This is a genomic window from Candidatus Phaeomarinobacter ectocarpi, assembly GCF_000689395.1.
Taxonomy (GTDB): Bacteria; Pseudomonadota; Alphaproteobacteria; order CGMCC-115125; family CGMCC-115125; genus Pyruvatibacter; species Pyruvatibacter ectocarpi.
This window is the reverse complement of sequence record NZ_HG966617.1, coordinates 3,101,879-3,125,057: the sequence shown is the minus strand read 5'-3', so window position 1 is coordinate 3,125,057 and position 23,179 is coordinate 3,101,879. Positions and strand designations below refer to the sequence as shown.

25 protein-coding genes are annotated in these 23,179 nt (G+C 60.8%); 10 read left to right on the top strand and 15 right to left on the bottom strand.

What is annotated here, in order from left to right; genetic code table 11:
* Positions 1-23: 23 nt before the first annotated feature.
* From BN1012_RS14905 to BN1012_RS14895, 3 genes are all read right to left on the bottom strand, one after another.
* Positions 24-1,064 carry an SDR family oxidoreductase gene (locus BN1012_RS14905; protein ID WP_043951184.1) on the bottom strand — a complete coding sequence of 347 codons (1,041 nt, stop codon included), beginning with the start codon at positions 1,062-1,064 and terminating at the stop codon, positions 24-26.
* A 124-nt stretch (positions 1,065-1,188) separates the two neighbouring features.
* On the bottom strand, positions 1,189-1,908 hold the full coding sequence (locus BN1012_RS14900) for a glutathione S-transferase family protein (protein ID WP_043950202.1): 720 nt from the start codon (positions 1,906-1,908) through the stop codon (positions 1,189-1,191).
* A gap of 97 nt (positions 1,909-2,005) precedes the next feature.
* Entirely contained in the window at positions 2,006-3,073 is a 1,068-nt protein-coding gene (locus BN1012_RS14895; RefSeq protein WP_171815988.1) for a glutathione S-transferase family protein, read from the bottom strand.
* A 124-nt stretch (positions 3,074-3,197) separates the two neighbouring features.
* Between BN1012_RS14895 and BN1012_RS14890 the strand changes: the two genes are divergently transcribed.
* On the top strand, positions 3,198-3,890 hold the full coding sequence (locus BN1012_RS14890; RefSeq protein ID WP_043950200.1) for a Crp/Fnr family transcriptional regulator: 693 nt from the start codon (positions 3,198-3,200) through the stop codon (positions 3,888-3,890).
* On the opposite strand, the gene BN1012_RS14885 is transcribed toward BN1012_RS14890, so the two are convergent.
* The gene (locus tag BN1012_RS14885; protein ID WP_043950199.1) at positions 3,887-4,537 is read right to left on the bottom strand and encodes a hypothetical protein; all 651 of its coding nucleotides are present in this window, start codon (positions 4,535-4,537) and stop codon (positions 3,887-3,889) included. The two genes, BN1012_RS14890 and BN1012_RS14885, sit on opposite strands and share 4 nt — an antisense overlap.
* Positions 4,538-4,719: 182 nt before the next feature.
* Between BN1012_RS14885 and BN1012_RS14880 the strand changes: the two genes are divergently transcribed.
* The 5 genes from BN1012_RS14880 (at position 4,720) to BN1012_RS14860 (ending at position 8,919) form a co-directional block, all read left to right on the top strand.
* The gene (locus BN1012_RS14880; protein ID WP_043950198.1) at positions 4,720-4,998 is read left to right on the top strand and encodes a SemiSWEET family sugar transporter; all 279 of its coding nucleotides are present in this window, start codon (positions 4,720-4,722) and stop codon (positions 4,996-4,998) included.
* A gap of 99 nt (positions 4,999-5,097) precedes the next feature.
* The gene (locus BN1012_RS14875; protein ID WP_043951183.1) at positions 5,098-5,391 is read left to right on the top strand and encodes a YggT family protein; all 294 of its coding nucleotides are present in this window, start codon (positions 5,098-5,100) and stop codon (positions 5,389-5,391) included.
* Between the two features lie 15 nt (positions 5,392-5,406).
* The gene (folD, locus tag BN1012_RS14870) at positions 5,407-6,300 is read left to right on the top strand and encodes a bifunctional methylenetetrahydrofolate dehydrogenase/methenyltetrahydrofolate cyclohydrolase FolD (protein WP_043950197.1); all 894 of its coding nucleotides are present in this window, start codon (positions 5,407-5,409) and stop codon (positions 6,298-6,300) included.
* A 31-nt stretch (positions 6,301-6,331) separates the two neighbouring features.
* Positions 6,332-7,393 (top strand): aldo/keto reductase, encoded by a 1,062-nt coding sequence (locus BN1012_RS14865; protein ID WP_052535431.1) that lies wholly within the window; start codon positions 6,332-6,334, stop codon positions 7,391-7,393.
* A complete protein-coding gene (locus tag BN1012_RS14860) occupies positions 7,393-8,919 on the top strand; it encodes a serine hydrolase domain-containing protein (protein WP_043950196.1) in 1,527 nt (508 codons plus the stop codon). The genes BN1012_RS14865 and BN1012_RS14860 overlap by 1 nt, the downstream gene beginning before the upstream one ends.
* A 6-nt stretch (positions 8,920-8,925) precedes the next feature.
* Here the strand turns inward: BN1012_RS14860 and BN1012_RS14855 are convergent, their stop codons facing one another.
* Genes BN1012_RS14855 through BN1012_RS14845 form a run of 3 tightly spaced genes read right to left on the bottom strand, consistent with a single transcriptional unit; the run spans position 8,926 to position 11,556 of the window.
* A complete protein-coding gene (locus BN1012_RS14855; protein ID WP_043950195.1) occupies positions 8,926-9,885 on the bottom strand; it encodes an NAD(P)-dependent alcohol dehydrogenase in 960 nt (319 codons plus the stop codon).
* 12 nt (positions 9,886-9,897) lie between these two features.
* Positions 9,898-10,887, bottom strand: a complete 990-nt coding sequence (locus tag BN1012_RS14850; RefSeq protein WP_043950194.1) for a saccharopine dehydrogenase family protein — start codon at positions 10,885-10,887, stop codon at positions 9,898-9,900.
* 24 nt (positions 10,888-10,911) lie between these two features.
* Positions 10,912-11,556: a GNAT family N-acetyltransferase gene (locus tag BN1012_RS14845; RefSeq protein WP_043950193.1), complete on the bottom strand. Its 645-nt coding sequence runs from the start codon at positions 11,554-11,556 to the stop codon at positions 10,912-10,914.
* Between the two features lie 90 nt (positions 11,557-11,646).
* Between BN1012_RS14845 and BN1012_RS14840 the strand changes: the two genes are divergently transcribed.
* The gene (locus tag BN1012_RS14840) at positions 11,647-12,240 is read left to right on the top strand and encodes a TetR/AcrR family transcriptional regulator (protein WP_043950192.1); all 594 of its coding nucleotides are present in this window, start codon (positions 11,647-11,649) and stop codon (positions 12,238-12,240) included.
* Between the two features lie 114 nt (positions 12,241-12,354).
* On the opposite strand, the gene ppa is transcribed toward BN1012_RS14840, so the two are convergent.
* From ppa to BN1012_RS14825, 3 genes are all read right to left on the bottom strand, one after another.
* Positions 12,355-12,882, bottom strand: coding sequence for an inorganic diphosphatase (gene ppa, locus BN1012_RS14835; protein ID WP_043950191.1), 528 nt, complete (start codon positions 12,880-12,882; stop codon positions 12,355-12,357).
* Positions 12,883-12,905: 23 nt separating this feature from the next.
* A complete protein-coding gene (locus BN1012_RS14830; protein ID WP_171815987.1) occupies positions 12,906-14,126 on the bottom strand; it encodes an argininosuccinate synthase in 1,221 nt (406 codons plus the stop codon).
* A gap of 236 nt (positions 14,127-14,362) precedes the next feature.
* On the bottom strand, positions 14,363-14,836 hold the full coding sequence (locus tag BN1012_RS14825) for an MAPEG family protein (RefSeq protein WP_043950190.1): 474 nt from the start codon (positions 14,834-14,836) through the stop codon (positions 14,363-14,365).
* 114 nt (positions 14,837-14,950) lie between these two features.
* On the opposite strand from BN1012_RS14825, the gene BN1012_RS14820 reads away from it, so the two are divergent.
* Positions 14,951-15,886 (top strand): LysR family transcriptional regulator, encoded by a 936-nt coding sequence (locus BN1012_RS14820; RefSeq protein WP_043950189.1) that lies wholly within the window; start codon positions 14,951-14,953, stop codon positions 15,884-15,886.
* Here the strand turns inward: BN1012_RS14820 and BN1012_RS14815 are convergent.
* Entirely contained in the window at positions 15,883-16,470 is a 588-nt protein-coding gene (locus tag BN1012_RS14815; protein WP_043950188.1) for a TetR/AcrR family transcriptional regulator, read from the bottom strand. The two genes, BN1012_RS14820 and BN1012_RS14815, sit on opposite strands and share 4 nt — an antisense overlap.
* Positions 16,471-16,627: 157 nt before the next feature.
* Between BN1012_RS14815 and BN1012_RS14810 the strand changes: the two genes are divergently transcribed.
* Positions 16,628-17,062 (top strand): VOC family protein, encoded by a 435-nt coding sequence (locus tag BN1012_RS14810; RefSeq protein ID WP_043950187.1) that lies wholly within the window; start codon positions 16,628-16,630, stop codon positions 17,060-17,062.
* A 31-nt stretch (positions 17,063-17,093) separates the two neighbouring features.
* Here BN1012_RS14810 and BN1012_RS14805 read toward each other — a convergent pair whose 3' ends face one another.
* The 4 genes from BN1012_RS14805 to BN1012_RS14790 form a co-directional block, all read right to left on the bottom strand.
* The gene (locus tag BN1012_RS14805) at positions 17,094-18,437 is read right to left on the bottom strand and encodes a DUF3422 family protein (protein WP_043950186.1); all 1,344 of its coding nucleotides are present in this window, start codon (positions 18,435-18,437) and stop codon (positions 17,094-17,096) included.
* A 138-nt stretch (positions 18,438-18,575) separates the two neighbouring features.
* On the bottom strand, positions 18,576-20,306 hold the full coding sequence (locus BN1012_RS14800) for a tryptophan halogenase family protein (protein WP_063958509.1): 1,731 nt from the start codon (positions 20,304-20,306) through the stop codon (positions 18,576-18,578).
* An 89-nt stretch (positions 20,307-20,395) separates the two neighbouring features.
* Positions 20,396-21,631 carry a dual-specificity RNA methyltransferase RlmN gene (rlmN, locus tag BN1012_RS14795; RefSeq protein ID WP_043950185.1) on the bottom strand — a complete coding sequence of 412 codons (1,236 nt, stop codon included), beginning with the start codon at positions 21,629-21,631 and terminating at the stop codon, positions 20,396-20,398.
* A gap of 20 nt (positions 21,632-21,651) precedes the next feature.
* Positions 21,652-22,212 (bottom strand): invasion associated locus B family protein, encoded by a 561-nt coding sequence (locus tag BN1012_RS14790; RefSeq protein ID WP_043951179.1) that lies wholly within the window; start codon positions 22,210-22,212, stop codon positions 21,652-21,654.
* Positions 22,213-22,575: 363 nt separating this feature from the next.
* Between BN1012_RS14790 and BN1012_RS14785 the strand changes: the two genes are divergently transcribed.
* A complete protein-coding gene (locus BN1012_RS14785) occupies positions 22,576-23,178 on the top strand; it encodes a sigma-70 family RNA polymerase sigma factor (RefSeq protein WP_320408862.1) in 603 nt (200 codons plus the stop codon).
* The last annotated feature ends 1 nt before the right edge of the window (position 23,179 follow it).

Sequence of the window (23,179 nt, the reverse complement as noted above, 5' to 3'; positions counted from 1 at the left end):
TACGTTCATTGTGCGTAAATGCGTTACACCACCTTGTGGTCGATGAGCGACTGCGCGCCGGCGAGGATGGCTTCCTTGCCGGGGCGGAAGGTGACGCCGAGGATGGACTGGGCCTTGTCGTTGGAGACAAAGCGCTTCTTGTCGAGTTCGGGTACCACCTGTTTCATGACCGGGTTGAAGATCGATAGCAGCCGCAGCAGGAAGCTGGGCAATTTGCGGTGCGGAATCTTCTTCTTCTGGGCCGGGAATTCCTCGCGCAGCAATTTGGCGATGTCCTCGAACCAGTAATAGTCGCTCGCGGCGATGAACCGGTGGCCCGCGGCGCCCGGTGTTTCCATCGCAGCCACGTGGGTTGCTGCCACGTCGCGCACATCGACGATCTGAAATCCAACCTTCGGAGTGGCGGGCAGCTGACCGCCCATGAGCTGGGTGAGGATTTCAACAGAGGCTGAAAAGTCGCCGCTCAATACCGGGCCGAGCACGGCGGATGGATTGACTGTCGCCAGCTCAAGGCCCTGGCCGGGGCCAGAGAGATATTCCCAAGCGGCTTTTTCGGCGATGGTCTTGGAGCGGGTGTAGGCCGTGTTGTCCTTGAGGTTGTCCGGGTTGGACCAGTCTTCTTCCGACAGCACGTCGGGTTGATTGTCATATCCGTAGGCCACGGATGCCACCGACGACGTCATGATCACACGTTTGACGCCCGCAGCCTTAGAGGCCTTGAGGGCCCGCAGGGCGCCGTCGCGCGCGGGAACGATGAGCTCGTTGGGATCTTTTGGCAGTTCCGGTGGAATGGGGGACGCGATGTGGTGCACATAGGTGCAGCCAGCCACAGCGTCGTCCCAGCCCGCGTCCGATGTCAGATCGGCGGCAAAGAGTTCAATGTCTGCGGCGCGCGGGTCCTGTGTTGCCAACAGGTTTTTGAGTGCCGGGCCCTTGTCCAGGGAGCGGATGGTGCCGCGGACTTTGTAGCCTTTGTCCAGCAGCAACAAGATCACCTGCTGGGCGATGTAACCGGAGGCCCCGGTCACAAGTACCGGTGCGTCTTTGTTGATCTGGTCAGACATGTCCATCACTCCCCTTGGGCCCAGTGTCACAGGTCAAAACCTGCCTTTGGGCATATTAATGACCGCTGGTCAATTAGCTAGGGGGATGTCGGTTTGTTTTCAAGAGCGGAACCGCTGATTGACCCTAGCGTGTGTATTGCGCCTCGCCGAAAAGCTGTGAGCGGTGGGTGTCGTCGAGGTCTTTCATGCCACCTTCGACGGTTTCTTTGCGCACCTTTTCGCGGGCGACGTCGAGGGCCTTCGTGACGGCGGGGCGCGCCTTCAGGCGATGCACCCAGGCGCGCAGGCTATCCACGTTTTCAATGCCCGGCACATCCACGGTGCCCTCGACCCAGGGCAGCACAGCCATGTCGGCGATGGTGTAGTCGTCGCCTGCGAACCAGGTGTGCTGTGACAGGTGCTCTTCCATGACGTCCAGCAGGCGGCGCATCTCGGACTGATAGCGCTCGATGGAGTAGGGGTGTTTGTCCTTGGCGTAGAAGAAGAAATGCGCGAACTGGCCAAACATCGGCCCGACGCTGGCCATCTGAAACATCAGCCATTGATGCGCGAGGTGCCGAGCCGTACCGGAGGCGGGCAGGAACCGGCCGGTCTTTTCTGCGAGGTACCACAGGATGGCCCCGGACTCCCACAACACGAGTTCCTCACCACCGGGCCCGTCCGGGTCGATGATGACGGGGAACTTGTTGTTGGGGTTGAGCGCGCGGAAGGCTGGCGTGTGCTGGTCGCCTTCCAGAATGTCCACATACTCAAGCGTGTAGGGCAGGCCCATCTCTTCCAGCGCAATGGAGACCTTGCGGCCATTGGGCGTGGGGCCCGTGTAAAGCGTGATCGGCGCGGTCATGTGTGCTGCCTGCAATGGTTATGGTTCGCGCCATAGTGACCAGTGGTCCTATGGGTGGCAAGCAAGCTGCCGGAGCCAGCGCCTTCAAGTTCCGCTGCTAGACGATGTTGATGCCGTGGGCAAAGGGGGCCTTGCGGTCCACATCGTGACCGGACTTTGCTTCGACCGTGTGATCCCAGAGCAGCTCACAGCCTTCATAGGGGAGCAGTGCCTTGACCTTCGCCTTGTGCTCGTCACTCAGGTTGTCGAACTCCTCGCGCAGGCGCTCAAGGCAATAGACCCTGTACTGCGTGACAGGCAGGTTCTTGTAGTGGCAGCCCTGCACGGTCATCTTGAATTTCGTGTGTCCTGCGGAGAAGGCACGGGCGTTTTCGCGCAGCTGTACCAGATGGGTCTGGGCCACTTCCTGCAACATGGGAGCGGCATCGTCAGGCACCATGTTGACCAGATCAGGCTCGACGGTGAGTGAGCTGGCATTCCATACGCGCGCGACCCATTCGGCGATGGCGGGCCAGTCGTTGCGCATGATGGCGGCGGGCGTGGGGTCCTGCCCGTAGTGGCGCAACATCGGACCCATCAAACCAAAGTCCGCGATGGAAGGCGCGTTGCCGAGCAGGAAGGGCCTCGTTTCCAACATGGACGCCATACTGCGCAGGGCAGCGAAATAGCCTGCGTCGACGTGGCTTCTGGTTTCGGGGGTCACGCCATCGCCCTTGATGTAGCGAGCCAGCTGCCGCCGCTTGACCATGCGGCGGCGCACGAAGCGTGGCGCCTTGAGATGACCGGCAACCTCATCGGCAAGGATGCTGCTCAGTAACTCGCGGTCGTTCTCGTTGCTCCACCGGTAGTTCATGGCGGAGCGCCACAGCCATTCGTCAGCGTAGTCTTCAATCAGCAGGGCAATGAAGCGGACCACCGGGTCGGTCGGGAAAACCGGCCTGTCGGGGAGTTCCGTTTCCATGTGCTGGATAATGGGCGTGCTGTCGGACAGAAAGGCGCCGTCCTCGCGCTCGATGATCGGGACCTGCACGGCACCGGCGTTTTTCTTGATGTAATCCTGATGGGCAAACGGGTTGTCCATCTCGTAGGGAATGCCCTTGTAACGCAGATACGCCTCAAGTTTGCCGGTGTAGTAGGAAACCGAAATGCCCCAGAGCTTGATCATCGTCGTCCCTCGTCGCTTGTTTTGTGTCGCCTGTTTTTCTGTTGGCCGCATTTTGACAGTACGGGGGTCAATGCATCTAGAATGCTAACAAGTTACATTTGGGGCAATTTGTTGAGGGGCCACCATGCGGGTGCTGCGGGCGAAGACCAGAACACTCTATGACCTGCTGCCGCAGCCCTTGCTGGACCTGATGCTGGCGACGGGCACATCACGCAAATTCAAAGACGGCCAGATCATTCAGCAGCGCGGGGATGAGCGGCAGGGCGTCTCCATCCTGACATCCGGGCAGATTGTGGCCGGCAATGCGGGGGCGGACGGCTCGTTTCTGGTGTCAGCGCTTTTGCGGCCGGGCGAGACATTTGGTGAGTTCACGGTCATGGCAGGGCTGCCCCACACCCACACGTTGTGGTCCCAGGGAGAGACGACCGTCACTTTCATCAAGGGAGCGCTCATGAAGCGGCTGATGAATGAGGAACCGGAGATTGGTCACGCGCTGCTGACGATTGCGCTGCTACGCAATCATGAACTTCTGGAATTCCTGGATGCCCAAAGACGGCTGACACTGCCCATCCGGATCGCACAGCTGCTGCTGACGTCTGTTGATCCCAAGGCCTCCTCCGACACGGTTGAGTGCCGGCAGGAGGACCTTGCGGTCATGATGGGTGTGTCGCGGGTGGCAACCGGCAAAGCGCTCAAGCGGCTTGAGCGCGACGGGATGGTGCAGCTGGGGTATGGCCGCATCGACCTGCCCGATGTGCAGGGCCTCATTGCGATGGTCGAAGACAGCGACCCGCTTTTTGTGTTGACCGGCGCCTAGGCCCGGGTCGCCCGCAGCGTTACGACCAGGTGTGCCAGTGAAGCTGCAAAAAGCAGAAGGAATGGCACCAGCAATGCCGGGCTCATGAAAAACTGAACCCGTGTCTGGGTCGGGAAGTTGAATGTCTGTTCAATGGCGGCGGTCTTGAACAGGTGTGCGCCGGGGAAGCCCTCGAACGTGGCTGCGTCTGCCAGGTCCCGGCGGGAGCGATATCGCACCATGGACGTCCAGGTCCAATCAGGTCTTTCCGTGACACCGAAGGTGTCCAGATAGGGCCCCACTCTGTCCGACAGAAACATTGGATGGCCGGCGCTGAAGAAGAGACGACCCATGAAGGCGTCGGAATAGGTTGTGAGTAGCTTGGACGCGTCGGTCGGTTCGCCTGTCTGGGGATGCGGCTGAGGGTCTGCATGAAGCTTGATGACGTTGAGCATAATGAACTCGCGACCATCATCTGCTTCAAGGAAGGCTCTGAGGTCCTTCAGGGCTGCGGGATTGTTGTCTGGTCGTGCCTGCAGCTGCTCCATATAGGTATCGATCTCAGTAGCCGTCAGTGGACCACGCCAGTTATTGTACCAGGCGGAGAAGGCCAGAGACAAAACGACAGCGGTGCCCCAGATCCAGGTCCCTGCGCCAAACTTTTTCATCTCGCGTTCCTTTTTGTCACGTCAGCCTCGATGATAAATTGGCATTCATAATGCCATTTGTCCATGGCGGTGGCGGGCATGCTTCCGCACTGGGCGCTTTCAGTCGAACGGTCTGGCAGGTATGGGTGATGCGCGTCACGCTGGCATGGGTGCCAGCGGGCGGTTTTCTGGAGTTGTGATTGATGTCTCTTGCTGCCCTTGTCCCCTACGCCGAGATCATTGGTGCGATTGCCGCCGTCCTCACGTCGGCGTCGTTTCTGCCGCAGGTCTGGAAGACCGTGAAAACGCGCCATGCGGATGATTTTTCGTGGGGGTGGCTTGCGGCCTTTGGGGCCGGTGTTGCCCTGTGGGCGGCCTATGGGGTGGTGCTCGAGGCGCCGTCGATCATCATCAACAATATTCTGGTCTGGGTGTGTGTGATGGTCATGGGCTGGGTCAAATTCCGCTCCCACCGGGGGTAGCTGCCGCCATATTGCGCCCAACAGGGCAGCTGGTCCTTGCGTATGGAAGGCGGCGCAAGTACATCTGATACCGTCCCGAAACACGATTTGGATATGCAGATGCAGGTCATTGCCGAAGTCGCGCTTCTTGTTCTCAACATTGCCTGGTGGATCGTCATTGTCGGCGTCATCCTCAGCTGGCTGATCGCGTTCAATGTGATCGATACGCGCAACCAGTTTGTGGCGCAGGTGGCGGATATGTTTTACCGGATGACGGAGCCGATCTATCGGCCCATCCGAAATTTCCTGCCGAATATGGGCGGCATCGACTTCTCCCCGTTGATTGTCCTCATCCTGATTTTCGCGCTGCAGCGAATCATCGTCGTTTATGTTCTTGCACCCACCTACTACTAGAGTGATTGACGCCCCATGCCAGCACGGTTGATTGACGGCAAGACCTATGCTTCCAAGGTGAAGGAGCAGGTCACTGCGGGGGTAGAGGCTTTCAAGGCAAAGACCGGCACGTCGCCCGGACTTGCGGTGGTGCTGGTTGGGGAGGACCCTGCGAGCAAGGTCTATGTGGCGTCCAAGGCCCGGGTCAGCGGCGAGGTCGGCATCCGGTCGATTGAGCACAAGCTCCCGGCCACCACGTCACAGGATGATCTGCTGCAGCTTGTCCGGTCGCTCAATGCAGACCCGGAGGTGAACGGCATTCTGGTGCAGTTCCCGGTGCCGGATCAGATTTCCCAGCAGGCAGTCATCGACACGATTGATCCGGTGAAGGATGTCGATGGACTGCACCCGCTCAATGCGGGACGGCTGGCCAGTGGTCTGGATGCCATGGTGCCGTGCACGCCCTATGGTGCCTATCTCATGCTCAAGGGCGTGCGGGAGGATTTATCCGGGTTGAAGGCGCTGGTAGTCGGCCGCTCCAACCTTGTCGGCAAGCCGGTTGCGCAGTTGTTGCTGCGGGAAAACTGCACCGTGACCATGGCGCACTCACGCACAAAGGATCTGCGGGCTGAGGCCCGTGCTGCTGATGTGCTGGTCGCAGCCATTGGCAAACCGAATTTTGTCCAAGGCGACTGGGTGAAGCCCGGTGCGCTGGTCATTGACGTTGGCATCAATCGTATTCCGGCACCTGAGAAGGGTGAAGGCAAGACGCGGCTGGTGGGTGACGTGGACTTTGCGGCGGCTTCAGACATTGCAGGTGCGATTACGCCGGTGCCGGGCGGTGTCGGTCTCATGACTGTCGCCTGCCTGATGCGCAACACGCTGATTGCGGCTCACCGCCAGGCTGGATTGCCGGACCCCGCGGTCTAGGCCTCAACCACTTTCAACAGGGAGACGGGACATGCAGACACGGCAACTGGGCACTCTGTGGCCCGTCAGCACCCTGACCCTTGGCGGCGGCGGCCTTGGACAATTGTGGGGCGAGACGACCCGCGACGAAGCCGTTGCTACGGTGCGTGCTGCGGTTGATGCGGGCATCACTCTTCTCGATATGGCTCCGGCCTATGGGCGCGGAGAAGCGGAAACCGTTGTGGCGGAGGCCTTTGAGGGCCGGTTGCCTGAGGGTGTGCGGGTGACGACCAAGTGCCAGCTCGGCACGCCGCCTGCGGACAAAATTGCGTCTGAGCTTGAACGGCGGCTTGTACGCTCGTTGGAGACCATGAAGGTGGAGCAGGCGGATATCTTTGTGCTGCACTCCAATATCTGCCCGGATGATTATGAATATGCGCAACATGCGGAGACCCAGCACAAATGGGCCACGCGGTTCGGGACGTATACGGATTATGTAGTCCCTGCGATGGAGTCCCTCGTCGAGCGTGGACTGATCGGTGCCTGGGGCATCACGGGGGTGGGGTTGCCGCGTACAGTCATGGATGCGCTGCGCCATGACGTGAAGCCTGCTGTTGTTCAGGCGGTGGCCAATCTGATGGACTCCCCCGGCGACATGCGTCAGTACGAAGAACCTGCCGAACCGCGCAACATCATCCGGACCGCAAAGAACAACGATGTGGGTGTACTTGGCATCCGGGCCGTGCAGGCCGGGGCGCTGACATCCGCGATTGACCGTGTGCTGCCGGACGACAATGCGCAGGTGACCGACTACGCCAAGGCCGAGCCGTTTCGGGCGCTGTGCAAGGAGATGGGTGAAGACCCGGCGGTGGTGGCGCACCGATATGCGCTTGGCATGGAAGGTGTGGACAGTGTCATTCTGGGTGTCAAAAACCGCGATGAGTTGAAGCAGCTGGTGGACGCAGAAGCGCGCGGGCCATTGGAAGAGGATGTGCGTGACCGCATCGATGCGTTGCGGTTGGCCCTTCAGAAACCGCGTATTCCACTTGAAGAGTTTTCGATGGAGGCTCTGGCGGCGATGGCCGGGGATGACGGCAAGGACACACGGCACTGATGCATCGGGTCCGGTCATATCTTGCAGTGATCTTGATCGGCATTGTTGCGGTGAGCGGTGCGGCGCGCGCCGACACGGGCATGCTGGACTGGGAAGATCGCGAGATTGCGCAGGCGCTTGATGCGTTCATGCCGCGCCTGATGGACGAAGAAAATGTGCCCGGCGCCCAGGTCGCGTTCATTCGTGATGGGCGCATGGTCTATGAACGTGCGTTTGGCGTGCGCAATGTCATCGGTCGCGCGCCGGTGACCACCGAGACAATTTTTGAAGCGGCCTCCATCTCAAAGCCGGTGGCGGCCCATGTGGCCCTGCAGCTTGTGGCCGCAGGCAAGTTACGGCTCGACAAGGACATTGGTCTGGGGCTTGAGCCGCCCTGGCTCGCGCCGGGGGCTGACGGCAGCATTCCGCAGATTACCCTTGAACAGGTCCTGACCCATACGTCGGGACTATCGAATGATATTCGCCGCACGTCGCACAGGCTCATCGCGCCTCCCGGCGGCGCGTTTTCTTACGCCGGTGAGGGGTTTGGATATCTTGGCTATACGATCACCGCGCATGAGCAGCGGCCTTTCGCTGACGTTGCCCGCGTCAGGTTGCTGGAGCCGCTGGGCATGGCTGCGACAGGCTTTGCCCTTGAGGACGTGCAGATGGCACTGGTGGCAACGGGTCACACGGGTCTGTGGATGCCGCTGGCAATGGTGTTCGTGCCGTTCATTGCGGTGTTTGTGATTGGCGCGTTGCTTGCCTTCCTGGTGGTGCGGCTGGTTCTGCAGCAGCCACATATGGAAAGCCGACATCTGGTTCTACCGGGCATTCTGGCTGGCATCGCCACAATCGTTGTGTTGCTGGAACTGGTTGGTCTGGGCCTTCTCACGGCTGTGTTGCTCGTGGCCTTCATCTTTGTTTTGTGTGTGGCGCTTGCAGCGGTGTTGTGGCGGCTGGTGTTTCACCTTCTGGGGTTCACGCGGGCCCGACCGGGCACCGTGATGCGGCGTGAAGAAGTGTCAGGCAGTTTCTGGACACGGATAGCTGTGGTCTTGGCGGTTGTCTCCTTGTTGCCGTTGATGTTCATGAGCGTGCCTTTGCCGTTGCGAGCAGCAGGTGATGTGCATCCGGCGGCGTCGCTTCGTGGCTCGGCGGGTGAGATCGCACTGTTTGCGCAGGAAATCATTGACCCCCGCCTGCTCGAACGCTCGGACATGCGCGAGATGACACGGCCTCGCGTGCCGGTCGGTCACGGTGCGCCGGACGGGTTGGCCTGGGGCCTTGGCATTGGTGTGCGGGACCGGCGGCTGAGTGACGGCGACACGCAGCGGACACTTTGGCAGTGGGGCTCCAACCCGGGCTACTCAAGTCTGCTGGTGATTGAACCGCGCAGCCGAGCCGCGCTGGTTGTGCTAACAAACTCGCAATCCGGTGGGCGCCTGGTCCAGGAACTCGGTGCGCATGTGTTCGGCGGCCTCGTTGAGTTGGAGCGCGATGAATCCTGGATCGTGCCTTTTGCGGCTGTTGCACCAAACTTCTAGGGCGCTCTAGCTTCCTGCTTCCATATCCACCAAGACGCGGCCCTGCTTGCCCGGCGTGGCGAACCTGTCAAAGGCTGCATCGATCTCCGGCAGCCCATAGGTGGCGTCAATCACCGGCGTCAGGGCCCTTGCGGTCGCCGTTTCAAAAAGACGTTTCAGTTTCTGCGGTGTTGTACTCAGCATCAGCAGCCACCCGGCTTTGCGTCGCGACAGCAGCGCGCGGGGAAAGCCTGCGAGGTCGTTCAACGGGTTTGATGAGACGAACACACCGCCGGGAGCCAGGTGCCTGCGGGTGCCCGCAAAACTGAATTTCGCCGGCACGTCCAGAATGAGGTTGAAGCTGTCATCCCTGTGCAGAACAGGTGTGTCACTTCTTGCGCGAAACACATCGGCACCCTGTGCAATGACAAAAGCCTCGTTGGAGGCCGACGCGACAGCCGTCACATGAGCGCCGCGTGCCTTCGCCAGTTGGACCGTATAGGCGCCCAGGCCACCGGCGGCTCCCAGCACACAGACTTTTTGACCCGGCACGATCTTCGCGATGTCATCCACCACCTCAATGGCCGTCAGACCCATCACGCACAGGGCCGCGGCGTCGGCGAAACTCATCTCGTTTGGAATCTCCGCCAGAGAATGCGCCGGTACCACGGCAAATTGTGCATGCGCGCGGGGGCCCTTGAGGACAGGACTATAGGCGACGACGCGCATGCCGGCCTTGATGTGGGCGTTGCTGGTGGCCGCAATGCCGGCAAACTCGAAGCCGGTGACGACGGGACCCGCCTTGCGGAAAGTCTTCACTTCCTTCTGCCAGCCTCCGGCGCGCGTTTGAACATCCATCTCGTTGATGGCTGCCACCTTGACCTGCACCAGCACTTCGCCGGATCTGGGCTTTGGCACTGGCGCGTCGATGATCTGCATGGCGCCGCCGGTGGCGGGCCATGTTGCTGCTTTCATGATCTCAGCCATTGGTGTGGTCCCCTACGCGTCCTGAACCAGAATGCCGAATTCTGATTGCAGCCGCGCGGTGTAGTCCGCTGCATCCAGGATTGTTTCGGGCATGTGGAGCGTCGCTGTGGGGGCGGGCTTGCCGTCGCCGCCGATGGCGCGCTGGACAGCAAGCGCTGCCCCGGTTGCTGTGAGTTGCGCCTGGCCGCGGGGGTCCGACACGAGGCGGGTGCGGGTGATGGCGCTGCCGTTGGCATCCGTGCCCTTCATGATGATCTGCATGTCATGGGAAGCCGCACCACCGGCGCGCGTTCCGCGTGAATTGGCGATGCCGAGATGGAAGGTGATGTCCGCCGCGTTTGTGGCCGAGCGCAGGCTCATGGTGTCCAGGTTGCTCATGGGGCGGGCATCAAATGTTTCGCCATCAATGGTGATGCTGGTGACTTCCGCATCCGGATCGACCCACGTCCACAGGCCATCCCTGACCAGCAGGGCCTTGCCGAAGAAGTGGCCTGCATCCTCCACGGTCATGGGGCCAATGGGGTCCGTCATGTCGAAGAGGGCAGACAGGGCGATGCTGTCAACGGTCTTGAACTGCGATGCGAGGTCGAGAGCTGCGAGCGACAGGATGCCCGCCTGCCAGTGGGCGGTGGGCACAACGGGTGCTGTCAGATTGGCGTGGGCCACATGTCCTACAAAGCCGGACATGTCCAGCACGGAGCGGGTGATGCTGAGATGGGCAATGCCATTGTTGATGGCATGGGTCAGCATCTTGTCGTGGGGGTCCTGCAGGGCTGCGATCAGGGCATCCATTTTGCCGACGCTTTGCAGCGCCGCGACAGGGTCCGTTGTTTCAAGACCCAGCGCGTCTGCGTTGCCGAGTTCGCTGACGATGTCTGCGGCCTTGTCCGGGTTGCGCCCAGCAATGATGAGCTTGGCGTCCGGCATGATGCGGCGCAGGTGCCGTGCGATGTGGCTGCCGACGAGGCCGTAGCCGCCAGCAACGAGAATGGTCTTGGACATGTGCGTTTCCTTGAAACTTGTAAGTTAGAGCGTGATCCCCATGCGCATTTCCATGGGGATGCCATGGTCGCGGCAGGGTTCTGGTGCGATTGTTTCTGCAAGGCAGGTAAGGCCCATGGCGGTGTAGAGGCCAATGGCCGGGTTGTCGGACAGGACATCAAGGTGCAGGGCGCGAAAGCCATCTGCGCGGGCCTTGTCGATGGCGGAGGCAAGAAGATGTTTGCCAATGCCACGCCCGCGCTGGGTGTCCGGCACCGCAAGGGCCATGAGGTAATAAACATCCTCCGGCACCCAGGCGTTGAGATAGCTGGCTTTGTCGGCGCGGTCGCCAATGCCGTAGAGGTCCTGCTCGGTAAGGCTGCCATCTTCGGCAGCCTTGATGGAGGCCTGCAGGGAGGCGTTGCGGCGGCTGTAGAACTCTTTGCCGGGATAGCCCAGTTCGATGCCGATAATGGTGCCGATTTCCTCGACGAGCGTTGTCGCGTCGTGGGAATACAGCGTGCCGGTCATGGGCCATGCCTTGGCGATGAATTTCTCGAGCTTGCTCTGTGACCCGAAAATGTAGTCGTAGGACTGCGGGCCGGTCATGTGAACGAGGCTGGCAATCTCAGCGGTTGGGGCGCGGGTCGTTGCGGGCGTCAGGGCAGGCGTCTGGGTATGGGCGGTCATGACTATGATCCAATAAATTACTATTCGTAAGTTACGAAAAGTAAGATATATACAGAACCAGTCGAGTCAAGAGCGAGAAAGAGCACGAACGTGGCGACGGGACAAAAAAGGCTGTCCAAGGCAGACCGGCGGCAACAGCTGCTGGAGACGGCGCAGGGTATTGTGAGCGAGGCTGGGACGGATGCGCTGACCCTGCAGAAGCTGGCCGAGCGGGCAGGCGTGACCAAGCCGATTGCCTATGAACATTTCGGCTCCCGGGACGGTGCGCTGATCGCGCTTTACCGGCGCATGGACACCGACCAGATCAATGCCGCGCGGGATGCACTTGCACAAGCGCCGGGCACGTTGGATGCGGTGTGCGAGATCGTGGCCACGTCTTATGTCGATTGCTGCGTGAAGGCCGGGCCAGCCTTTGGGGCCATCTCTGCGGCACTGGAAGGCAGCGACGAAATGCATGCGGTGAAGGCGGAGCTGCGGGAGATTTACATCCGCACCTGCCACGACGCCATCAAGCCATTTGTGACGCTGTCGCCCTCGAAGGCACGTGCACTGATTGTGGGATTTTTAGGGGCTGCGGATGCGCTGGGTGCCGATGCGGCTGCCGGTCGGATGCCGCGCAAGACAGCTGTCTCTGTGCTGACGCAGCTCATGCTCGGGTCATTGTCAGAGCATCGTGCCGACTAGGCGACTGGTCCAGGTCAGATGCTCAGACCAATGGCGTTGCAGATAGTGCAGTTGCGGAAACAGGTGTGAGCCTGTTTCCGCTTCTGTCTTAGGACGCAAGGCACCTATGGCCGTTTACGACTTTGCCTTGGCGATGGCGTCTTCGATAAGGCCGCGGGCCTTGCTGGCATCGCCCCAGCCGTTGAGCTTCACCCACTTGTCTTTTTCAAGGGCCTTGTAGTGGTTGAAGAAGTGCTCGATCTGATCGAGCAGCATCTTGGGCAGGTCCGTGTAGTTCTGGACACTGTCATAATAGGTGTTGAGGCGTGAGGGCGGCACGGCGACGATCTTTTCGTCCATGCCGGCTTCGTCTTCCATCATGAGAACGCCGACCGGGCGGCAGGCCATGACGGCACCGGGGACCACGGCCGGTGTGCCGGCTACGAGCACGTCTACCGGGTCCCCATCCATGGAGAGCGTGTGGGGCACGAATCCGTAGTTGCACGGGTAGCGCATGGAGGCGTTCAGGAAACGATCCACCACAAGCGCGCCGGACGGCTTGTCGAACTCATATTTGATCGGTGCGCCACCGACGGGCACTTCAACAATGACGTTGACGTCGTAGGGCGGGTTGTCACCGATGGACAGGGCTTCGATACGCATAACTGTGAGCCTTGTGTTTGCTGCTACTTGGAGCGGTTGTTGCGATCTGCGAGGAGACGCAGGCGCAGGGCGTTGATCTTGATGAAGCCGGACGCGTCTGCCTGATCGTAGACGTCGTCTTCTTCAAAAGTGACGTGTTCCATTGAGTAGAGGGAATCATCCGACCAGCGGCCGACGACATCGACCGAGCCCTTGTAGAGCTTGAGCCGGACGGTGCCGTTGACCCGCTCCTGGCTTTTGTCGATCAGCGCCTGCAGCATTTCGCGCTCGGGCGAGAACCACATGCCGAAATATACAAGCTCCGCATATTTTGGCATCAGCTCGTCTTTGAGATGGGCCGCGCCGCGGTCGAGCGTGATCTGCTCGATGCCGCGATGGGCCATGAGCATGATGGTGCCGCCGGGGGTTTCGTAGATGCCACGGCTTTTCATGCCGACGAACCGGTTTTCGACCAGGTCCAGCCGGCCGATGCCGTTGTCGTGGCCGTAGCGGTTCAGCTCGGTGAGCATCGTGGCCGGAGACATGGCAACGCCGTTGATGGAAACGGGATCGCCTTTTTCAAAGCCGATTTCGATGTATGTCGGAGTGTCCGGTGCTGCCTCAGGCGAGATGGTGCGCTGGTAGACATATTCCGGTGCTTCTACGGCCGGGTCTTCCAGGGCTTTGCCTTCAGAGGATGTGTGCAGCAGGTTGGCGTCCACAGAGAAGGGTGCCTCGCCGCGTTTGTCCTTGGCGATGGGGATCTGGTGCTTTTCAGCAAAGTCGATCAGTGCTTCGCGGGACTTGAGTTCCCAGTCGCGCCACGGGGCGATGACTTTGATGTCCGGCTGCAGCGCATAATATGCCAGCTCGAAACGGACCTGATCATTGCCTTTGCCGGTTGCGCCGTGGCACACGGCATCGGCCCCGGTTTCACGGGCGATCTCGATCTGGCGTTTGGCAATCAGAGGCCGGGCGATGGAGGTGCCGAGCAGATACAGCCCTTCATAGAGGGCATTTGCCCGCATCATTGGATAGACGTAGTCCGCCACGAAGTCTTCGCGCAGATCCTCGATGTAGATGTCCTTGATGCCGGCCATCTCGGCCTTCTGGCGGGCTGGTTCCAGCTCTTCGCCCTGGCCCAGATCAGCGGTGAAGGTCACGACCTCACAATCGTAGGTCTCCTTCAGCCATTTCAGCATGATTGAAGTGTCGAGCCCGCCTGAATAGGCCAGCACCACCTTCTTGACGTCGGTCACGCTCATTTTTGGTCTTGCCCCGCGCATCGGAAATAAAAGTCTATCGGAAACGATGTCCGTGCGCGGGGTTTTGCGCGTCTGGCGGCGTTTGTCAAAGGGTCTGGGGCGGTTTCGGTTTTGATTGATCAAAACCGGCCCCAGATTCTTTGTTTGCCGTGTTTTCGAACCGGATAACCGGTGCCCTCTCATCCTGAAAACGCATTGGGTCCGCCGAAATGTCGGGTCTGAACTGCGTCTGCGCCCTAGAAAGGCAGATAGCCCCAGACATTGACCAGAATGAAGCCGCCAAGGGCAATGCCCGACAGCGCTGTGAGGGTGGCACCGCCCGCCCGCAGACCTACAAAAAGGGCTGAACCCGGCGCTGTTTCGCCGTCGATCTTGCCATGGGAGCCACGCAGGGTACTGAAGCCTGCGGCGTGGGATAGCCGTGCAACCAGGAAGACGAGGGCGAAGATTTGCACGGTCATGCCGGAGCCGATCAGCAGCTCAAGCAATGCCAGCGAGGCGATAAAGATGCCCGAGTTCTCCGCCAGATTGCCATGGCGCCGGGCCAACCGCTCAAGCTGGACATCTCCGGCGACACCGACACCTTGTCCGGTTTTGCCGCGGCGGGTGCCGGTGGCAAGCATCAGAATCTGCTGAAGGATGATAATGACGCCTGCGAGGGCAGCTGAGATGACGGGAAGTGTCATGGTTGTGGTCATTGCGTCTGGCATGGGCCGGACCTCCTTGAAATGAGCCTTTTTGGGGTGCGTCACTTGATGGACCGCCCCGGACCACCGATGTAGGTGTTTCGTTTTCAGTCCATAAGACAGAAAAAGAGCACCATTATGGTCCAAAAACAAACCGGAACGCATGCGCGCGTCGATCCATCATGGGATGACCTTAAACTGGTTCTGGCCGTCGGGCGGTCGGGCAGTTTGCGTAAGGCGGCCATTACCCTTGGGCTCGGGCACGCCACCCTGTCGCGACGGCTGGGCCGTCTGGAACAGCAGCTGGGCGTCCGCCTGTTTGACCGGCCCGCATCAGGTGCCGTTGAACTGACGGCAGCGGGTGAAGACCTGGCCGTGTCGGCGGCGCGGATGGATGATGCGGCGGCGGTGGCATTGCGACGTATCGCCGGCCGCGACCTGGCGCTTACGGGCACCTTGCGGGTGTCAATCAATCCGCTGGTCGGTCTGAGCCTCCTTCAGGATGCGATTGTTGGGTTCAGTGAGGCCTATCCCGAGGTGACTATTGAAGTTCTTGGAACCTCAATATCCGCCAACCTGGACCGGCGAGAGGCTGATGTGGTGGTCCGCGTCACGAACAGTCCGCCGGAAACACTTGTGGGGCAGAAGTTCGGGCCGATTGGCTATGGCTTTTTTGCCGGTACCAAGGCGGTGGAGGCGGCCGGGGGCGTTGACGCCTATCTGGCGACCATGCCGCCGATGCTCGGCTACAATGGCCGGCGCGACAATGCGGTGGATGTGCCGTGGCTGCGCGCGGAGCTGCCGGAATCCCGCGCCACACTGACCGCCAGCGACCCCCTGCACATCGCCGGGCTGGTGCGTGCCGGTGGGGGCATTGCGCGGCTTCCCTTCATGTCAGCCCTTGATGACCCCGCCCTGACGCGGGTGTTCCCCGACAGGAGCGAGCAGGCTTACGACATCTGGCTACTCACCCACTCGGACCTGCGCAAGACGGCACGGGTGCGCGCCTTCATGGATCACATGTCTGAGGCGTTGCGTGCACAGATGCCGCGTATCTGCGGGGATGCTGTTTAGGCCCGCATCCCTTGCAGCATTGCATCTGCCGCATTGATGGCGTCGGTTCGTGCGGTCTTGCGGGTCTTTGCTTCGGCGATGACGTGCACGGCTTCGTCGAGGGCGGCTGCAAAGAGCGATGCTGCAACCGGTACGGACAGTTTCTTGTTGAGGGTGCCTTGGGCCTGGGCGGCGTCGAGACCTTCGTGCAGGGTGCGCAGGGAATTGTGCGACTGGATCTCGCGCCAGCGCTTCCAGCCCAATGCAGACGGGCCGTCGAGCATGAGGATGCGGCGGGTGGCGGGGCTTGTGGCGTTGTCCAGATAGATGCCGATGCCGTGCATCAGGCTCTTGTAGGCGTCCGGCATGTCCACGGTTTCTGAATCAATCAGGGCGGCAAGACGGGCGTCCTCCGCTTCCACCACAGCATCAAACAGCGCCAGCTTGTCCTTGAAGTGGTGATACATGGCACCGCGTGTTGCGCCTGCGCGGGCAACGATAGCGTTGGTTGCGGCGTCTGCGTAGCCGTTGGCGGCAAATTCAGCGCGGGCCGCCTTGAGGAGGGCGGCGCGGGTTTTTGCGGTGCGTTGTTCGTTGCTGGCCATGGGGAGGTGCATCTTTGAGAAAATTCAACTGCGCCACTTTACAAACAGTCTGCCTGTTTGTATATCAATAAAACAAACAGTCTGTCTGTTTCTTGAAATTGACCCCGACCCTCACCCCAGATTCGACCTTGGGGCGGGTCCAAGCAGGAGACCCAACATGACCATTGCAAGCATCTACCCTGTGATCGCCACCAAGGATGTGGCCCGACTGACGGCCTTTTACCGGGACGCCTTTGGGCTCCACACGGCGTTTGAATCAGATTGGTATGTGCATCTGACGGCCGGTGACGGCACAGGCGCAGGACCGGGCAATCTGGCGATCATTGTTGAGGGCCATGAAACCATGCCCGAGGGCCATCGCGGTGTCGCGGCTCCCCGGCTGATGAATTTTGAGACGGATGATGTGGATGCGCTCTACGACACCCTGAAGGTGCAGGGGGCACCGATCCTGCTGACATTGCGGGACGAGGATTTTGGCCAGCGCCACTTCATCATGCAGGACCCGGACGGCAATCTTGTGGATGTGATCAAGATCATTCCGCCATCTGCCGAGTTCGCCGCCCAGTACTCGGAAGCAGCGGCTCCGAAGTAAGCCAACCACACAGGCGGTTGGGGGCGATCCTTTATAGATCGCCTCCAACGCCGCTGCGCGTGACGCGCTTGCGGATCTGGCGCACGGCAATATACGCGCCCATGAGCACGAAGGGGGCGAGTACGCCCGTTGCCAGCGTCGGATTGATCGGCTGGCCTGCCTTCTCCAGTGCCTTGAGCACATAGGCAATGAGGCCGACCAAATAATATGTGATGGCGACCGCGGACAGGCCTTCGACTGTTTCCTGCAAACGCAGTTGCAGGCGGGCGCGGCCTTCCATGGAGCGCAACAGGCTCTGGTTTTGTTCCTGCAGGGCTACTTCCACCCGGGTGTTGAGCAGGCTGGACGCGCGGGAAATGCGGACGGATACAGCTTCCAGCCGGTCTGCCACGGCAGTGCAGGTCCGCATGGCCGGGCCAAGACGGCGTTCCATGAAGGTGCCGATCTGCTGCAGGCCTTCGCGCTTTACCTCGTCCAGCTCGCTGATGCGGCGCTCCACAAGCTGGTGGTAGGCGCGGGCGGCGGAGAAACGGTAGTGGCTGCGGGCGGCCAGGTCCTCAGCACGGGCGGCGAGGGTGGACAGCTGCGCCAGCAGGCGTTGCTCGTCCTCAAGGTTTTGAATGCGGGCAGTTTCTGCCGCCAGCGTCGACAGCTCGGTTTCAATGGAGCCCAAGTCCGGTGTCAGATCGCGGGCGAGGGGAAAGGCCAGCAGGGCCATCATGCGGTAGGTCTCAACGTCCAAAAGGCGCTGGATAAGGCGGCCAAGGCGCCCGGGGCGCAATGTCTGGTTGGCCACAAGAATGCGGCTCATGCCGTCCTGGTGCAGCTGAAAGTCGGTCCAGGCCGCGGCGCGACCACCGGACATGCCGGCGCCAACGCATTTGCTGTAGCCAAAGGCTTCGGGCAAGCGCGCTTCTATGTCGGACGGGTTGCCGGGCAGGGCCAGCAGATTGATGCCGACGAGCACTTCGCCGGGAATGCGCGCGCGCCAGCCTTCAGGAATGCCGGACAGGGGCGGTGTTGAGAAGGGCAGGCTCAGGTCGGCGATCTCCTCGTCCGATGCGTGCAGGCATCGTCTGGAGAAGGCATAAGTCGAAAACTCGGTATGGCGCTCCCACACAAGATGCACCGCGGTTTCATCAGCCCCCAGGTCGATGGCCAGGTGGTTGCCGAAGGTCTCAGGGGCCTCGACCCCCATTTCCTGCGCCAACTCACGCAGCAAAGCGCGTTCAGCCTCCACACCGGTTTCCCCGGTGATGACCGCAATCTGCGTCACCATCATGGGCGCATGCACATCCGCTGACGGGCGCGAATGCACCTCGTCATTGAGCTGCTGGCGCAGCGGGTGTGCGGTCATGGGGCGAAGGCCCGGCATGGGGTCATGGTCCTGCGACTGGCGGTTCGGGGGGCTGCGCGGCTCAATCCGGATGAATTGTGCGGCGCAACATGAAGCGCGGGATCATACGGATTGCGGCTGCAAGCGCAAGGTGGGCAGATGCGCGCGCCTCTGGGCTCAGAGCAGGTTGCCGTCGCCTGCGTCAGCGGGGGCGATGGGCGTCTTGATGACCGGAGTGCGGCGGGTGCCAAGGCCCGGCAGCGGCACGGAGCCTTGCGGAAGGGGCGCCTGCTGGCCGGGTAGCCCCTGCATGTTGCCCATCAGCGGGCTTGGTGCGTCCTGTTGGGCGGTCTCGCCTCGTATCTGGCGCAGCAGGGCCACATGGTCCGGCATGGCTTTGACGAACTGGCTGATCTTGTGGCGCTGGCCGCTTACATGCTTGCGCCACATGTCGCGGTTGAGGTTGAGGCTCAGCCCGGCGTTCCAGTCATCGCGCATCTGGTAGATGCGCTTGCCCTGCAGGACGGCGGTATAGACTTCCGGTGAAAACAGATGCTGTGACTTGAGGTCGGTCATCACCGGCATGGCGTGTTTCCAGACCTCCATGTTCTCTGCCAGCGAGTCCGGTACCTCCAGCTCTTCGCGGGCATCGATCCAGTACTGACTGTCCGTGCGGTTGCCCAGGGCATAATGCAGGCAGATGAAGTCACGCACTTCGTCATACAGGCCTGACGCCACATCATTGTACCGATTGCGCAGACTGTCCGGGTACGAATTATCCGGGAAGTAGGCGATGAGCCAGCGCACGGCCATCTCGATCATGTAGATGGCGGTGGACTCAAGTGGCTCGATGAAGCCGCCGGACAGGCCGATGGCGATGCAGTTTTTTACCCAGCTGTTGCGGGTACGGCCCACACGCATGGGGATGACACGGGGTTCTGCGTCCTTGCCCGCGTCGCCCAGATGCTTGAGGAACTCGTCTCGCGCTTCGTCATCGCTGCGGTGGGCGGATGAGTAGACATAGCCCGTACCAATGCGGTTGTAGAGCGGCACGCGCCAGCTCCAGCCGGCGCCAAGTGCTGTCGAGCGGGTGACGGGCTCAATGAATTTTGGTCCGTTTGCGGTTTGCTCCGGGTGGGGGATCTGCACGGCCATGGCGCGGTCATTGGCGAGATATTTGTCGTAGGAGATGAAGGGTTCATCCAGCGCGCCGTTGATCAACAGGCCTTTGAAGCCGGTGCAGTCGATCACCAGCTCTACCTCGTGGCGGCCTGCTTCTTTCAGGTTGATGGCGGCGATGCTGCCGTCTTCGGCGCGCTCCACATCCACCATGTCGTCGAGCACATGTTCGACGCCTCGGCCAACGCTGATGCCCTGCATCATCTTGGCGAACAGGCCCGCATCCAGATGGTAGGCGTAGTTGACGGGCTCGGTGAACGGCTTGGAGCCCAGCGGGCGGGGGCCCTTGCGCATCATGCCCAAATCCTGTGCCGGGGAGATCGTCTGCACAAAGCTCGCGCCGCTGCCGCCAAAGCGCCCGTAATAGTAGCCGGGGTCAATACCGCCGACGCGGTGGCCGGTGTTGAACGGGTTGATGTAGCTGAAGGGTTTGCCCTTGGCGTCCACGTTCCAGCCGGCGAAATCCACACCGAGCTTGAATGATGCATTGCAGGTCTTGAAGAAGTCCGTCTCGGAGATGCCTGTTTGCTGGAGCGACAGGGACATGGAGGGGACGGTGGCTTCTCCGACGCCAACGGTGGGGATGTTCGGGCTTTCAATAAGGGTGATGCGCATCCGATTGGCCGGATGGTTCTTCTGCATGCCGAAAAACACCGACAGCATGTTGGCGGTAAACCAGCCTGCCGTGCCGCCGCCCACAATGGTGATGTGCTTGATTGGGTCAGCCATGGACAACGATCCCCCCGGTCGCTCGGCCTCTTTGCAAGGCCTTAGTTCATATGTGGACTTTAGGAGGGGAGGCGTCGGACGCCAAGGGCTTATGCAGGAGTGTCAGCAGCGGTCATGTCAGCGGCCTGGGCTGCTTCAGCGCGCTCGCGGGCGTGGCGGACCGATGCGCGTTCTTTTTCGCTTTCGGACTTGAGCTGACCGCAGGCGGCGAGGATGTCTCGGCCGCGGGGTGTGCGGACGGGGCTGGCGTAGCCCGCATTGTTGATGATGTCCGCAAAGGCTTCGATCCGGTCCCAGTCAGAGCATTCATAGTCGGAGCCCGGCCACGGGTTGAACGGGATCAGGTTGATCTTCGCCGGGATGCCCCTGAGAAGTTTGACCAGGTCTCGGGCGTCTTGGTTGCTGTCGTTGATATCCTTCAGCATCACATATTCAAACGTAATGCGGCGGGCATTGGAGAGACCCGGATAGTGACGGCAGGCGCGCAGAAGTTCCTTGATCGGGTACTTCTTGTTGATGGGCACGAGAACGTCACGCACCTCATCGCGGGCGGCATGTAGCGAGATGGCGAGCATGACACCCATCTCGGCACCGCAGCGTTCAATCTCCGGCACGACACCGGACGTTGACAGGGTGATGCGGCGCTTGGAGATGGACAGGCCGTCGCCGTCTGACACGAGTTCCAGCGCATCGCGCACATTGTCGAAATTATAGAGCGGTTCGCCCATGCCCATCATCACGACGTTTGTCAGCGTGCGGGGCTGGTTAGTGAGCGATGTATTCACTTCCGGCCATTCACCCAGGCTGTCACGGGCAATCAGCACCTGACCGACGATCTCGCCAGCCGTCAGGTTGCGTACGAGACGCTGGGTGCCCGTGTGGCAGAAGGTGCAGGTGAGGGTGCAGCCGACCTGCGAGGAAACGCACAGCGTGCCGCGGCCGGGCTCAGGAATGAACACGGTCTCGACTTCATTGCCGTCTGCGAGGCGGATCAGCCATTTGCGGGTGCCGTCGGTGGAAATCTGTTCACTGACGATTTCCATGCGGCTGATGTCGAACGCGTCAGCAAGTTGTGCCCGCACAGCCTTGGAGATGTTCGTCATGTCGTCGAAGGACGTGACGCCACGCACATAAAGCCAGTTGTAGATCTGGCTGGCGCGCATGCGGCTTTCTCGGTTTGTGAGACCAATGCGTTCCAGCGTCTTGACCAATGCCTTTTTGGATTGCCCGATCAGGGATGGACGCGCCGGTGCGGTTGCCACGCCACCGGTGATGGTGGGGGCGTTGGGATTGGCGCGGGCAATATCAAGCGGCTGGGTGGACATGGGTGCCTTATCTGGGTGCCTTACTTGCAGCCGTCGTCGATGGCTTTGATGGCAGCAGTCACGCCGGACAGGGAATAGCGGTCAGTTGTGAGGGTGCCACGGCCTGATGTGCCCTGAACCCGCAGGGAGTTGCCGCGTTTCATGGCTGAAATCAGCTTGCGCTCGCTGGCACGGTCCTGGACCCATGCGCCGCCTTCGTTCTGGGCGTCGTTCTCCGTAAAGAGGGTGTGCTTGGCGCCGTCCACATCAGCTGTGACATTGCTGCCCTTCTTGTAGGGATAGCCGGCAACAACGCTGACTTCGCCCTTCACATTGCGGCCCGGCCAGTTGGCGACCATGACGTAAATCTGGCCGCGCTTGACGTTTTTGGGCGCTGTGTCCTTGGGCTGGCTGAGGGCATAGCAGATGGTGTTGGGGCCATTGGTGACCTTGTAGGCGCGCCAGTCTGTGAAGGTGCCGAGGGGAACGGGCTCTGCTGCAAGAGCTCCGGTGGCGGGGAGCAGCATCAAGGCGGCGCCTATCAGAGCAGCCCCCAGTGCTGAGGCGCGGACAGAACGGATCGGAAAGGCTGGGCGTGTCATGCGCGGAAACATCCTCTTAAACATGCTCGTAAACCAAGGGCATTTGCCATCAATTGCCCCTTCTTATCGCTGTTCGGCGGTCAATGTCACCAGCACCCGACAATCCTGCCCTCAACACCCCGGATGACGGATCGGGAGATTGCGGTAGCAAGATGGTAAGTATGCCGGGCCAAGATAGTGAGTATGCCGAGTATTGGGGCGTTGCGTCTGCTACAAGAGTGGCGTTGAATGATGAATTGTGCGCAGGGAACATGGCGTTTTCGTGGCTCTGTGTGACGTTTGAGTAAGTGCCGGTGTCCTGGCCCCGACTGTGTCGGGCACGATGCAGGGCAGGCGGTTGATGAGGATAAACGACGGGTGAACGTGGCGACGTCACAGATAAGTGCCAAATCGGCAGGCGCGGGGAAGACCGGCGGCTATGACCGTGAGGCCATGGCAGACTGCATTGAGGCGGTTGCGGCGCGGCAGGACAAGCAGGCTTTTGCGACCCTGTTTGACTATTTCGCGCCCCGCCTCAAAGGCTATTTGATGAAACTGGGCTCTGGCGAGCCACTGGCAGAAGAGCTGTCCCAGGAAGTGATGATTACGCTCTGGCGCAAGGCCGGGCAGTTTGATCGCAAGCAATCATCGGTATCCACGTGGCTCTATACGATTGCCCGCAACCGGCGCATCGATGTGCTGCGGCGTGACAGATTTCCTGATTATGACCCGGATGATCCGCTGCTCTTGCCCTCAGAGGCCGAACAGCCCGATGAGGCTGTGGCGGCGGGCGAGCGAGAAATCAAAGTGCGGGCGGCGCTTGAGACCTTGCCAGAGGAGCAGGCTGAATTGATAAAGCTGGCCTTCTTCAAGGGGTGGTCGCACAGCGAGATCGCCATAGATCAAGATCTTCCGTTGGGAACTGTAAAATCGAGACTGCGGCTTGCCTTCCGCAAACTCAAAGGCGGACTTGAGGGAACTGTTTAGA

Excerpts from the sequence above, each read along its gene's own strand:
- BN1012_RS14825 (WP_043950190.1), bottom strand. The coding sequence starts at position 14,836 with ATGCCAGACGCAATGACCACAACCATGACACTTCCCGTCATCTCAGCT.
- BN1012_RS14800 (WP_063958509.1), bottom strand. The coding sequence starts at position 20,306 with ATGGCTGACCCAATCAAGCACATCACCATTGTGGGCGGCGGCACGGCA.
- rlmN (WP_043950185.1), bottom strand. The coding sequence starts at position 21,631 with ATGTCCACCCAGCCGCTTGATATTGCCCGCGCCAATCCCAACGCCCCC.
- BN1012_RS14880 (WP_043950198.1), top strand. The coding sequence starts at position 4,720 with ATGTCTCTTGCTGCCCTTGTCCCCTACGCCGAGATCATTGGTGCGATT.
- BN1012_RS14830 (WP_171815987.1), bottom strand. The coding sequence starts at position 14,126 with ATGAGCGTGACCGACGTCAAGAAGGTGGTGCTGGCCTATTCAGGCGGG.
- BN1012_RS14885 (WP_043950199.1), bottom strand. The coding sequence starts at position 4,537 with ATGAAAAAGTTTGGCGCAGGGACCTGGATCTGGGGCACCGCTGTCGTT.
- BN1012_RS14855 (WP_043950195.1), bottom strand. The coding sequence starts at position 9,885 with ATGGCTGAGATCATGAAAGCAGCAACATGGCCCGCCACCGGCGGCGCC.
- BN1012_RS14820 (WP_043950189.1), top strand. The coding sequence starts at position 14,951 with ATGGTCCAAAAACAAACCGGAACGCATGCGCGCGTCGATCCATCATGG.
- folD (WP_043950197.1), top strand. The coding sequence starts at position 5,407 with ATGCCAGCACGGTTGATTGACGGCAAGACCTATGCTTCCAAGGTGAAG.
- ppa (WP_043950191.1), bottom strand. The coding sequence starts at position 12,882 with ATGCGTATCGAAGCCCTGTCCATCGGTGACAACCCGCCCTACGACGTC.
- BN1012_RS14865 (WP_052535431.1), top strand. The coding sequence starts at position 6,332 with ATGCAGACACGGCAACTGGGCACTCTGTGGCCCGTCAGCACCCTGACC.
- BN1012_RS14860 (WP_043950196.1), top strand. The coding sequence starts at position 7,393 with ATGCATCGGGTCCGGTCATATCTTGCAGTGATCTTGATCGGCATTGTT.
- BN1012_RS14890 (WP_043950200.1), top strand. The coding sequence starts at position 3,198 with ATGCGGGTGCTGCGGGCGAAGACCAGAACACTCTATGACCTGCTGCCG.
- BN1012_RS14815 (WP_043950188.1), bottom strand. The coding sequence starts at position 16,470 with ATGGCCAGCAACGAACAACGCACCGCAAAAACCCGCGCCGCCCTCCTC.
- BN1012_RS14845 (WP_043950193.1), bottom strand. The coding sequence starts at position 11,556 with ATGACCGCCCATACCCAGACGCCTGCCCTGACGCCCGCAACGACCCGC.
- BN1012_RS14805 (WP_043950186.1), bottom strand. The coding sequence starts at position 18,437 with ATGCCGGGCCTTCGCCCCATGACCGCACACCCGCTGCGCCAGCAGCTC.
- BN1012_RS14790 (WP_043951179.1), bottom strand. The coding sequence starts at position 22,212 with ATGACACGCCCAGCCTTTCCGATCCGTTCTGTCCGCGCCTCAGCACTG.
- BN1012_RS14850 (WP_043950194.1), bottom strand. The coding sequence starts at position 10,887 with ATGTCCAAGACCATTCTCGTTGCTGGCGGCTACGGCCTCGTCGGCAGC.
- BN1012_RS14895 (WP_171815988.1), bottom strand. The coding sequence starts at position 3,073 with ATGATCAAGCTCTGGGGCATTTCGGTTTCCTACTACACCGGCAAACTT.
- BN1012_RS14875 (WP_043951183.1), top strand. The coding sequence starts at position 5,098 with ATGCAGGTCATTGCCGAAGTCGCGCTTCTTGTTCTCAACATTGCCTGG.
- BN1012_RS14900 (WP_043950202.1), bottom strand. The coding sequence starts at position 1,908 with ATGACCGCGCCGATCACGCTTTACACGGGCCCCACGCCCAATGGCCGC.
- BN1012_RS14905 (WP_043951184.1), bottom strand. The coding sequence starts at position 1,064 with ATGTCTGACCAGATCAACAAAGACGCACCGGTACTTGTGACCGGGGCC.
- BN1012_RS14810 (WP_043950187.1), top strand. The coding sequence starts at position 16,628 with ATGACCATTGCAAGCATCTACCCTGTGATCGCCACCAAGGATGTGGCC.